This is a genomic window from Aquimarina algicola (assembly GCF_006443095.1).
GTDB classification, from domain to species: domain Bacteria; phylum Bacteroidota; class Bacteroidia; order Flavobacteriales; family Flavobacteriaceae; genus Aquimarina; species Aquimarina algicola.
The window spans coordinates 348,608-360,769 of record NZ_VFWZ01000002.1 but is presented as its reverse complement, the minus strand read 5'-3'; the positions used below and the strand labels follow the sequence as shown (position 1 = coordinate 360,769).

The following is a 12,162-nucleotide window of genomic DNA, read 5'->3' as shown; positions in this document are numbered from 1 at the left end:
CTATTAAGAATGATTATAAATAAAAATGAAGGGTAAAAAATTGTATATAAGTGTTTTATCTATTTTCACTCTTGTAAAAGCATATTCTCAAGAAATCCAAGCTGATAGTACAAAGGTTACAGAAATAGATGAGGTAGTGCTTACTGCAACACGAACAGCAAGACAGCTTTCTTCTTTACCGTTGCCTGTGACGTTGGTCTCTAAAAACACGATTATTGATTCTGGAACGATACGTCTTGATGAAATTTTAAATGAACAAACAGGGATTATTACCGTTGCTGATGAGAGCGGATTCGAAGGGGTACAAATTCAAGGGATTGCTTCAGATTATATTCTTATTTTGATAGATGGTGTTCCATTAGTAGGAAGAAGTGCAGGAAATTTTGATATTAGTAGGCTTACTGTAGGTAATATAAAGCAAATTGAAATTGTAAAGGGGCCTTCTAGTAGTTTATACGGTTCAGAAGCGTTAGGTGGCGTGATTAATATCATTACCGAAAAACCCAAAGAAGAAGCCTTATCAGGAAACGTATCATATAGAATAGGTAGGTTTACTCAGCAAGACATTAATCTCGATATCAAACAGCGAATTAAAGACTTTGGATATGGAATTTTTGTAAATCGATTTTCTAGTGAGGGATATGATCTTAATCCAGATGCTGAAGGACAAACTGTGAATCCCTTTGAAAATTATACACTTAATGCAAGAGTATATAATGACTTTTCTGAAAAATTATCCGTTTTTGCTTCTGCCAGATATTACAATCAAAATCAAGATGCTGATTTTGTTTTGAATGATACTAATTTTGAAGGAGATAGTAAAGAAGAAGAATGGAATGCGCATCTACGTTTTGATCATACACTACGAGCAAATGTATCTTTTGAGTATGAAGTTTACTTTACCAATTATACAGCAACCGAAAAATTAGCAGATCCCATATCTGATGATGTACTCTCTGATAGTGATTTTGATCAGCTTCTATTTAGACCTGAAATCAGAAATATTTATACTTTCAAAAATAATAGTAAACTCACAAGTGGTTTTGGGTTTCAGTATGATGAGTTAGATCGTACTTTTTTTGATGAAAGAGTCGATTTTAATTCGCAGTATGTATATGTACAATATGATGCTGATTTTTTTGAAAAACTAAATGTTATTGTAGGAGCTAGATTCGATAATCATTCAGAATATAGTAATCAGCTAAGTCCAAAACTAGCATTGCGATATAAAATCACGGATCAGATCGCTGCAAAAGCTTCTATAGGATATGGGTTCAAAGCGCCTGATTTTAGACAGTTGTATTTTGATTTTACAAATTCTGCAGTGGGATATACTGTTTTAGGATATAATGTGGCTTTAGAAAAATTAGAGGAATTACAAGATCAAGGTCAGATTTTGGATGTTGTTGTTCCTGAGAGTGAATTACAAGATCCTCTCGAAGCAGAAAGTTCAATTGGGTATAATGTAGGAGTTACATATAAAAAGAAAAACTGGAATGCAGAGGTCAATTTTTTTAGAAATGACTTTGAAAACCTAATTGATACTCGAATTATTGCCAGAAAAACCAATGGACAAAATGTGTTTAGTTACTTTAATTTTGATGAAATCTATACTACAGGTATAGAAACTAACATTGGTTATAAATTCAATACTAATTTAACAATTAATGCGGGATATCAATTGCTCTATGCTTTTGATAAAACCAAAAAAGACCAGGTTGGGAATGGAGAAATATTTGCTCGTGATCCAGTAACTAATGAGACTATAGCAGTAACTACGTCTGAGTATTTTGGATTGGTCAATCGCTCTAGACACAATGCAAATTTGAAAGTTTTCTATGAGATTCCTTCTATTGATACAAATCTGAATCTAAGATTAATATATAGAAGTAAATATGCATTATTTGATACTAATGGTAATGGTCTTATAGATGATTATGATACCAGTTTTGTTGATGGATTTGTAACTACTAATATTTCTGCAAATAAAACTTTTTTTAAAAATTTTAACCTTCAAATCGGAGCCAATAATCTATTTGACTATACGGATACCAATATTCCTACATTACCTGGAATACAATGGTATGCGAGATTAAATTATCAATTTTAAAAACTTTAAACACAATCAAAAATGAAAAAAAGATTTTTATTACTCACATTTTTTAGTTTGTTCTTTATCGCTTGTAGCGATGATGATGACAATAATGATATGCCTCAGGCAGCTACATTTAGTGTCACTGATGTATCACTTGATAAAGGTGCTATAGGGACAGAAGTCACAATTACCGGAACAGGTTTTCCTGATTCAGCTCAAGAAATAGCAGTTACTTTTAATGATGTAGAAGCTACAATAAGCGCAATTACTAGTACATCAATAGTTGCTTCAGTTCCACAAAATGCAACAACAGGAAATGTTGTGGTAACCTATCGTAACGAAACAGTTTCGGCAGGAAGCTTTACGGTGTTAGTTCCACTGATAGAGAAAAAAGTAGAAAATGTTTTTGCCCCACAAACAGGAGGACAGGGAACAGGGCAACCGGTTAGCGGAACTTTTACCAAATTTGATTTAGAAACAGGAGAAATAACAGATAGCGATACCGATTGGGATATTGCGTTTAGAGGTACAACGATTGCTGTAAATGGAGGAGAAGTGACCGGAACTACAGATGAACCTGAACGTAATGGTAATGCAGCGGCTTTTATTGCGACGGGTACTTTTGCTAGTGTAACTACAGCCGAAGGTTTAAGTTTTGTACAGGATTCAAGTACGTCGTTTGCAATTCCTACCGGTAGTGACAATGGTTGGTATAATTATAACTTCATGACAAACATAATCTCTCCAATTCCCGGTAAAATATTGGTGTTTAGAACTCGTAATGGCAATTATGCTAAGATTGAGGTTTTAAGTTATTATCAAAATGAAGATACTTCTCAACCGTCAAGATATTACACTTTTAGTTATGTATATAATCCAAATGCGGGAGAGACTACTCTTGAATAATTAAATGTTTTAATCTCTCCCACTATTTAAAAAATCAGTTGTTTTGGCAACTGGTTTTTTATATCCGAAAATGTAATATTTTGTATTACGAGGTTTAAAATTTACATTTTATGTTTTGTAAAGTTTTATAATTGCTACTTGTAGCTTTATAAAAGATTTGCTGCTTTCTTTTTTGACTCAAACATATTTTTATCAAACCATTTAACAAAAGATTTTGGTAAAAATGACATTACTTTTTCTAGTCTGGGGTTAAATAATAACCTGTGTGTTTCTCCAAAATTGATCAACGTTCCAATGTACAAAGCAGAAGTGTGTTCTTGTTCAGGGTAAAGCTCTAGCATTTTAGCTATTACTTCATCAGAAGATTTACTTGACTCTAGAGCATTTTCATAGTCTTCTATATATTTTAGACTATATTCTATGGTTGTTTTTGGAGTTAACTTATCACTCCAGGTGCGAGGAATATGTCCTGGTATTACTACCTCTACATCCATTTTTAGATAGCTTCTTAATTGTTCTTTCCATTTGGCTCTGCTTTTTGGTGTAGTACCTCCCATCATCATATGAGCGCCAAAATAGCAAATGTCTGTTGGTAATAATGCTTTTAGATCTGGGATATAAGCGATGGTATGAGGCTCATCTTCATATCCGATTCCTACATCTCCGTACTGATTATGAGTGAGTTGAATTTCTCTGCCTTCAATCATTAATGTATTACTATCCAAAGCTTCAAATGGAACCGAAGGAATGGCTGCATTTTCACCATAGCGTTTCAATGCCATTTTATCATCAGCTTTGATGCGTAGTTTTTGCAATGCTACAACTCTTGGAGCTCCAACAAATTTGGCATCAGGAAATCTTTTGATAAGTACTGAAGCGCCTTGCGAATGGTCTAAATGTGCATGATCTAAATATACATAGGTTAATTTTAAACCTGTCTTTTCAATCTCGTCTGCCAATCGTTCTGCGGCATATTTGGTGGCTTGAGCAGTAAATACAATAATCTCTTTATGTCCCATAACTAAACTTGAAGAAACATTGATTTCGTTAGATTGTGAGATAAAATGTTTCAATCTGAGTGGGCTTTCGGGTGTAACAGCTTTATAAGTTTTAAATTCAGGTCCTTCGAGAACCTCAGGAATTGAATTTTCTGCCTTCTGTCCTCCACCTTTGATCCAAACTCCTAGAGCTGTAATTGTGATGATAAGTATGATTAGTATGTATAATAAGTATAACATCTTGATTTATTTTGAATATGATTATCGTTTAAAAAAAGACACAACTTTCCTAAGAGGTTTCCATTCCCAAACTTTTAATGGAGCGTCTAATTCGGTGTGGAAGATATGATTGGTGTAATTGCTTAGAGTTTTTGTAGCGATGGCATGAATGATACTCAAAATGTGCTTTTCTGTATATCCTGCATCCAAAAACTTTTGAACTTCGGATTTATCTGGCCAACCTCTAGTCAGCAACATGTGTTTGGTGAAGTTGTGTAAAGTATTTAATTTGAAATCTGGTATTTCTTTTCCTTTACGTAAAGCTTCTACTACATCACTAGGCATCTTCGCTTTTACTGAACCTAACATTGAATGCGCAGCAACACAGTAATCACAGTTGTTTTCAAAACTAACGGTGATGTAGACTGTTTCAATCTCTATAGGAGAAAATCCAGATTCTTCTCGAAATATTTCAGCAGAATAATTGTATACTTTTTGTAGTCCAATATTATGGGCCATATTCTTCTGTAAGTTAGGAATAAACCCCATTTTTTTCTTTGTGTATTCCAGAACTTCTAATTGAGCTTCGTTAGCATTTTTAGCCGTTACAGGTTGCAGTTTTGATGCGTAAGTGTTGTCGTTTTTCATTTTTATGAAATCTATTTTTCAAGCTTTAGTTACCTTGACTAAAAGAGTATTTTTACTTTCATTTTGGAAGTAAAAATAATAAATAGAAATAACTTTTAAAACGAAAGTGAAATTATTTTATGAAAACATACGCATTTAGATCCTCGTGCCCAGTAAGTTCTATGTTAAATTCATTTGGAAATAAGTGGTCACTATCAATTTTTAACTTTGAAAGTGAAATTAGCCTTGACTATTAACAATGAGCTACAACTTGGATATACTTGTTTTTATTTTAAAATAACGTAATTAATGAAACAATAGATTGAAAAGAAGGTTTCAAAAATATACTATACTAATAATTGATGAGTGTGAAAATCTTTTTAGAACAAAAAAAGATAGGAAGAATAATTTTATTCTTCCTATCCTCACTTTTCCTAACTAAATTTATTTATCAAGAACTAACTCTGGAGTTTCTGTACTTTCAAATTGGTTACTAGTATTCTTTGCTCCACCGGCTTTTAAAGCTTTTTCACCAGCAAAGAAGGTTTTGTGATCATCACCAAGATCAGAACCTGCCATTCTTTGGTGTTTTACACAAGATACACCTTTACGTATTTCCTGGCGTTGAACAGAGCCTACATACGCTAACATTCCCTGATCTCCAAAATATCCTTCTACTAAATCATTCATATGTAATGCAGTAGTGTGATAAGTCGGCAGTGTAATTAAATGGTGAAATACACCCGCTTCACGAGAAGCATCAGCTTGAAAATTTCTGATCATTTCGTCTGCTCTATTTGATAATTCTGTACCATCATACTTAGCATCCATCAGTTCTGCACGATTGTAAGTCGAGGTATCCTCACCAGCTTCTATCATTATGTCAAATGCCTGCTGACGGAAATTGATAGTCCAATTAAATGATGGAGAATTATTATATACTAACTTGGCATTTGGTACTTTTTCTTTAACTCGATTTACCATGTGAGCAATTTGCTTCACATTAGGAGTAGGAGTCTCGATCCATAATAAGTCAGCACCATTTTCAAGGCTCGTAATACAATCCAATACAACACGATCAATATTAGAACCTTCTTTAAATTTATATAGTCCGTTTGGCATACGCACAGGACGAACTAGTTTTCCGTTACGTCTAAATAAAACATCATTATCACTCACTTCATCCAAGAGTACCTCTTCTGCTTCAATAAAATCCATGTATTTTGAAGCGAGATCTCCTTCTTCTTGAGATACAGGTAATTTTTGTGTTAAACCAGCACCTTCAGAATCTGTTCTTGCAACAATTACACCTTCGTCTACACCTAGTTCTAAGAAAGCATATCGAAGTGCATTTAACTTAGCAATAAAATCTTCGTGTGGTACAGTAACCTTTCCGTCTTGATGACCACATTGCTTAGCATCAGATACTTGATTTTCAATCTGAAGAGCACAAGCGCCGGCCTCAATCATTTTTTTAGCTAAAAGATATGTTGCTTCTTCATTACCAAAACCAGCATCGATATCGGCAATAATTGGTACTACATGTGTTTCAAAATTATCGATTTCGGCTTGAACGTCTTCTCCTGCATCAAGACGACGAAAAAGATCATTTAATTCTACAGCATCTGCCTGACGCAAAAAAGTATATATCTCTTCAATTAATTTTGGTACTGCAGTTTTTTCATGCATCGACTGATCAGGTAAAGGTCCTAACTCAGAACGTAATGCCGCTACCATCCAACCAGAAAGATATAAGTACGTTTTGTTTGTTGTGCCTCTATGTTTCTTTACCGAAATCATTTTTTGTTGCGCAACAAAACCATGCCAGCAACCTAGAGATTGTGTGTAATTTACATGATTTGCATCATATTCTGCCATGTCTTTACGCATAATAGATGCAGTGTATCTAGCAATATCTAACCCTGTTTTAAACCTATTTTGCATAGCAATACGTGCTGTATTCTCTGGACTTATTGTTGCCCAGGTATCACCATGTTTAGCTTTTAGTTTGCGAACAGCATCAAGAACTGAATTATAAGTAGTCATAATATTATGTTTTTAAATTTTATTTTAAGGTTAATATTTTAGTTGGTTTTTTATGCGTTATCATCATATACATTGTAATCAATCGTATTATTAATAGCCCAATTTGTAACCAATGTTTTAGTTTTTACTTGAGATTTCATCCTTTAGATTTTTTGTTTTTATTAATAATTTGAACTCTAATATCAGAATAGATATGTGTAGGGTTCTTTTTTGATTATACGATCAAGAAGATCATAATGTGCTGTCTGTCATTTTTTTTAGGATAAAAATTAATTTTCTTTTACTAAAAAGAGAATAGACAACTTGATTAAATGATTTACTTGTTATCGTAGTAAATTAATTACAGGACAATATTATAAAAAAGTTTTTAATTAAAAAAGCGAACGTTCGCTAAATTTTTATAAAAATAAATATTTTTCATGTTCGCAAAACTCTTTTTTTTGAATTTTGAACAACAAAAGATTTTTGATTTTTAATTGTATTTAATTGAAAATCAAAATATTATATATTTATAAAGTTTTTGTTTTTTTAGATGATATGAGTTCCTAAAAAATAATTGAGAATTTTTTATGAAATATAAAAAATATGAGGTGCTCTATGTTGAAATTTGATTTTTGTAAGTTAAGATTGTAAATATGCTTTAGAAGCTTGATGTAATCTATCACTAATTCTTTTGCGAAGTCTTTTAGGTTTTAATACTTCTAAGCTCTCTCCAAAACCTAGCAACAATCGTTCTAGTTCAAAATTAATTTTCACTTTTATGCTTACAATAATGCTTCCATCTTCATTTTCTTCTTCAAGTATTTGAGAATGGTGTAGTGGTTTTGTTATTACATATGGTGCGTTATATGCGTTTATACGAAGTTGAATAGGAGTAGGACGCTCTCCTTGATTTACTGTAACTCCGATCACATTTTTATAAAATTGATCAGGATCAAAGTCGGCCTCAAAATACGAAAGCTTAAAATCGTAATCAATAGTAATGATCCGGTCTAGCGCTAAGTTAGAAATTCCTTTTGCTCCAGTTCTTTTCCCAATCAAAAACCATCTATTATTAAACTCCTTTAATATATATGGATGTAGTGTAATGATATTTGCAGATTTAGCTTTGAAAGATTTGTACTCTAGTTTGAGTACGACCTTTTTTAAAATTGCTTGATAAAGCTCGTCTAAGAAATGAAGTCCTTTAAGGTTTTCATTTCTATCCATATGAATGATAGATTTGTTTTTGGTTTTTTCTGTATAGACTTTATCTTCTAGACGTTGTATGATACCCCCTAGCTCTGTAAATAGAGAAAAATCTTTGAACTGCTTAAGCATTTCTACAGTTTCACTTAGAACGCTCATGTCATTTTCGGTAATAGGGATATCGGTTATCGAAAAATCAGGGTTTTCATATTTATAATATTTACGATCATAAACAACTATAGGAGCATTGTATCCTAATTTATCGCTTCGCATCATTTGAATATCCAATTGAACTGTACGCTTACTTACATTTATATCTCTCCCTTCATATTCGTATAAAGCATCAGAACAAGCATCAATTAACTTATCTAGTGTCCACTGTTGGTTATTGTTTTGTAAACATTTGTCAATTGTTTTATAACGAATTAAAGCGTTTTTGTTTAGTGCCATTTTTTTGAGTTTAGTCTAAAAATAAGAAAAGGAAAATGCTACGCAAAATGATTACGTAGTAAATTAAAATCTTTGATTGTCGATAAGAAAGAAAAGATGAAAGAAAAACTAGATATATCCGTCCAGAACTTATATAATATTTTTGAGAAATACCATATTGATGTTGCCAGGCTCAGAGCAAATAGTTGTTTTTGTTGTGTAACTAATAAAGAAATTAAACAAATTGCGAATAAGCCATTGCAACAATTATCAGAAGAAGAACTAGAACACTTTTTTAGATCGGCAGTTTCTACTTTTGGTACTATAGATGATTATAAGCATTTCTTACCGAGAATTTTAGATTTGATGAGGTATCCCAATAGTGATTTTTTGCATGATTTTGTCTGTTATGAAAAACTAAATTATTCTGAATGGGAGACTTGGCCTATTGAAGAACAAAATGCGATTGAAGATTATTTCATTGCGCTTTGGTATACAACTATCAATGATAAAAATACGACAGATTATCTAATTGAAGATGTCCTGAATATTATGCTAAAATATGGTTATTTGGAGATAGCTTTATCAGAATGGTCAAATACTCAGACATTAAAATCTACACTTTTTATCGTTGAAGGTGTATTAAGTGGATTCAACTTAAAAGTTAATACTAGAAATTACAATAAAATATCAGAATGGTTGTCATCCGAGATCATGTTGTCTAAAATTGAAGATGTATTCTTCAAAACAAACAATAAAACACTAGCAAATAGAATATCTATTGCATATACAATTTTAGAAAATAAATACGATCTTACATTTTGTTAAAATCACTACGTAAAATAATTGCGTAGTATAGTCTCATCTTTGTGTCATAATTAAATAGCAATGAAAACAAAACTTAAAAATATAGAAGAAAAGTATAATGTTTGTATAGATTATGCTTGTGAATCAGGCAGCAGAGCATGGGGGTTTGCTTCTCCTGATAGTGATTATGATGTACGTTTTTTATATACCAAACCTATAGAATGGTATCTTTCGGTATCCGAAAAAAGAGATACTATTGATATAATGGATGGAGATTTTGATGCTGTAGGTTGGGAGCTTCGCAAAAGCTTAAGATTACTTAAAAAATCGAATGTCCCGGCCTTAGAACATTTATTTTCACCGATTCTTTATAAGGGAGATGATGCGTTTATTTCAGAGTTAAGAACTATAGCATTAGAGTGTTTTTCTCCAATCGCTTGTATGTTTCATTACTTGAGTATGAGTAAAAAGTATGAAGAAAAATTAGGAGATAGAACTGTTAAGTTAAAGAATTTATTTTATGCATTACGCACCTCAATGGCAGGAAAATGGATCTTAGAATATAAAACAATGCCCCCAGTGGTTTTTAGTGAAATGCTTCCTATGATATCTGATGATGTGGCGAATCAAATAAGAGAGCTCATGAATATAAAATCAGAAAATAATGAGAGTTATCTGCATCCAAGAAATGAAAAAATAATACGTTTTGTGTCAGAAACTATAACTAATAATGATAAGTATTCCAAGTCATTGCCTTCTGGTAAACCTGATGCAAACAAGATAGATCAATTTTTATATAAAGTATTAACAATGTAAAATGAGCATTGAGTATACTTCAACAAGTACTATTTAAACTAATGAAAACTATAAAAGAGCTTAAGGCCTCAGGAAATATAATTTTTGAATGTATCAGCGGTAGCCGAGCATATGGACTCGCTACCGCATCATCTGATACCGATATACGAGGTGTTTATATTGCACCAAAAGAAGAATATTATGCACTACAGTATGTAGAACAAATCAATAACGAAACAAATGATGTAGTATATTATGAGTTAAGGAAATTCATTGCTTTGTTGTCAAAAAACAACCCTAATATTCTTGAATTATTGAATGTGCCTGAAGATTGCATATTAATCAAAGATCCAATTTTTGATCAAATCAAAATGGAGTATTTTTTATCAAAACAATGCAAAGATACATTTGCAAATTATGCATATACCCAGATCAAAAAAGCAAGAGGGTTGAATAAAAAAATTGTAAACCCTGTAGAGAAAAAACGAAAATCAGTATCGGACTTCTGTTACGTGAGAACCAATAAACAATCAACTTTACTTACAGCGTTTTTGGCTAAAAATGAAATAAGTGCAGAGGATTGTGGATTGGTTAAAATTCCACATATGAAAGATTGTTATAATCTTTTCTACGGAAAAAATATGGGATATCAAGGTGTAGCAAGAAAAAATGCTAACGAGGTTTGTTTAAGTTCTGTTCCTAAAGAAGAAGAACCGATTGCATTACTGTATTTTAATGTCGAAGGATATTCGTCATATTGTAAAAAATATGTAGAATATTGGTCTTGGGTCGAAAAAAGAAATGAAGAACGATACAAAAATAATGTAGCGCATGGTAAAAATTATGATACCAAAAATATGATGCATACATTTCGATTATTGCATATGGCAAAAGAAATTGCAGAACAAAATGTTGTGAATGTAAGAAGATCAGACCGTGATTATTTATTAGGAATTAAAAACGGAGATTTTGAGTACGACGAATTAGTGAATAAAGCTGAAGTATTAAAAGAAAGCCTGGGGATTTCTTACAAACATTCTAATTTAATAGAAAGACCAAAGCTTGAATATGTAAATCAATTGATTTTTGAGGTAAGAAATAGTTACTATAAGAGATAATTGCTTGATGTTTTTGAGCTAAATAGTGTAATATAATAAGATAAGTGAGTTCAAAAGTTTTGATTGGTGATTTGATAAGATTGATTATTAAATTTTGATAAGTAAAATATCATACATTCATAAGAAACGAAACTAAGGTTGTGCAAAACGAAAGTGCGTAGTTGATAAAATACTATTCTACTATTGTAATGTTGATTCCTTTTTCTTCGATTTTTCGAACTGTTTTCTTAGAAATATCTTTGTCGGTTATAATATGGTCTACTTGGGTTAATTCACAAATTTTTGCAAAGCTTCGTTTTCCAAATTTTGAAGAATCCACTAAAACGACAATCTTATTGGCAGAAGCCATCATTTTTTTATTAAGTCTTGCTTCTTCAAGGTTTGTTGTCGTTAAGCCATAGTTTAAATCAATTCCATCAACTCCCATAAATAGTTTGCTACACGACATATTTTCTAAAATTTGTAATGCATGATCTCCAAAAACTGATGAAGAATTATGTCGAACATAACCACCAAGCTGCAATATCTCGATGTTTTTGTTTTTTGTAAGTTCTAATGCTACATTCAAAGATGAAGTGACTACTGTCAATCTCTTTTCTACATCAATAGCCTTTGCTAAGGCCTGTACGGTAGTGCCAGAGGCTATCAATATTGAATCGTTGTCTGTAATGAAGGTAGCGGCAGCATTGGCAATACCTGTTTTTTGGGTTACTGATAGTTTTTCTTTTTCAGTAACAGGTCTGTCATTAGCGTAGGGGTTTTTTAAAGAAGCACCTCCATGAGTGCGAAATAAAAGGTTTTTTTCTTCTAATAATTTTAAATCCTTTCTAATAGTAACAGCCGATACGCCAAGAGTCATACATAATTCTAAAACAGTGATATGTTTTTCTTGATTTAGCTTGTCAAGAATAATCTGATGCCTTTTCATAATAAC

The 12,162-nt window shown here is 32.0% G+C and carries 10 protein-coding genes; 5 read left to right on the top strand and 5 right to left on the bottom strand.

Annotation, left to right across the window (positions count from 1 at the left end):
* Positions 1-25 precede the first annotated feature (25 nt).
* Together FHK87_RS05345 and FHK87_RS05340 are read left to right on the top strand one after the other, a co-directional pair.
* Positions 26-2,110, top strand: a complete 2,085-nt coding sequence (locus tag FHK87_RS05345) for a TonB-dependent receptor plug domain-containing protein (RefSeq protein ID WP_140591001.1) — start codon at positions 26-28, stop codon at positions 2,108-2,110.
* A gap of 21 nt (positions 2,111-2,131) precedes the next feature.
* Positions 2,132-3,001, top strand: a complete 870-nt coding sequence (locus FHK87_RS05340; RefSeq protein ID WP_226294100.1) for an HmuY family protein — start codon at positions 2,132-2,134, stop codon at positions 2,999-3,001.
* A 146-nt stretch (positions 3,002-3,147) separates the two neighbouring features.
* Here FHK87_RS05340 and FHK87_RS05335 read toward each other — a convergent pair whose 3' ends face one another.
* From FHK87_RS05335 to FHK87_RS05320, 4 genes are all read right to left on the bottom strand, one after another.
* Positions 3,148-4,239: an MBL fold metallo-hydrolase gene (locus tag FHK87_RS05335; protein ID WP_140590998.1), complete on the bottom strand. Its 1,092-nt coding sequence runs from the start codon at positions 4,237-4,239 to the stop codon at positions 3,148-3,150.
* A 21-nt stretch (positions 4,240-4,260) separates the two neighbouring features.
* Positions 4,261-4,866 carry a carboxymuconolactone decarboxylase family protein gene (locus FHK87_RS05330; protein ID WP_140590993.1) on the bottom strand — a complete coding sequence of 202 codons (606 nt, stop codon included), beginning with the start codon at positions 4,864-4,866 and terminating at the stop codon, positions 4,261-4,263.
* 423 nt (positions 4,867-5,289) lie between these two features.
* Positions 5,290-6,891, bottom strand: coding sequence for an isocitrate lyase (locus tag FHK87_RS05325; protein WP_140590990.1), 1,602 nt, complete (start codon positions 6,889-6,891; stop codon positions 5,290-5,292).
* 621 nt (positions 6,892-7,512) lie between these two features.
* Positions 7,513-8,529, bottom strand: a complete 1,017-nt coding sequence (locus FHK87_RS05320) for a helix-turn-helix transcriptional regulator (protein ID WP_140590986.1) — start codon at positions 8,527-8,529, stop codon at positions 7,513-7,515.
* A 96-nt stretch (positions 8,530-8,625) separates the two neighbouring features.
* On the opposite strand from FHK87_RS05320, the gene FHK87_RS05315 reads away from it, so the two are divergent.
* Genes FHK87_RS05315 through FHK87_RS05305 form a run of 3 tightly spaced genes read left to right on the top strand, consistent with a single transcriptional unit; the run spans position 8,626 to position 11,228 of the window.
* Positions 8,626-9,336, top strand: coding sequence for a hypothetical protein (locus tag FHK87_RS05315; RefSeq protein WP_140590983.1), 711 nt, complete (start codon positions 8,626-8,628; stop codon positions 9,334-9,336).
* Between the two features lie 60 nt (positions 9,337-9,396).
* Positions 9,397-10,131 carry a nucleotidyltransferase domain-containing protein gene (locus FHK87_RS05310; protein ID WP_140590980.1) on the top strand — a complete coding sequence of 245 codons (735 nt, stop codon included), beginning with the start codon at positions 9,397-9,399 and terminating at the stop codon, positions 10,129-10,131.
* Between the two features lie 41 nt (positions 10,132-10,172).
* On the top strand, positions 10,173-11,228 hold the full coding sequence (locus FHK87_RS05305; RefSeq protein ID WP_140590977.1) for a nucleotidyltransferase domain-containing protein: 1,056 nt from the start codon (positions 10,173-10,175) through the stop codon (positions 11,226-11,228).
* 172 nt (positions 11,229-11,400) lie between these two features.
* Here FHK87_RS05305 and FHK87_RS05300 read toward each other — a convergent pair whose 3' ends face one another.
* Positions 11,401-12,156: a DeoR/GlpR family DNA-binding transcription regulator gene (locus FHK87_RS05300; protein WP_140590973.1), complete on the bottom strand. Its 756-nt coding sequence runs from the start codon at positions 12,154-12,156 to the stop codon at positions 11,401-11,403.
* Positions 12,157-12,162 lie beyond the last annotated feature (6 nt).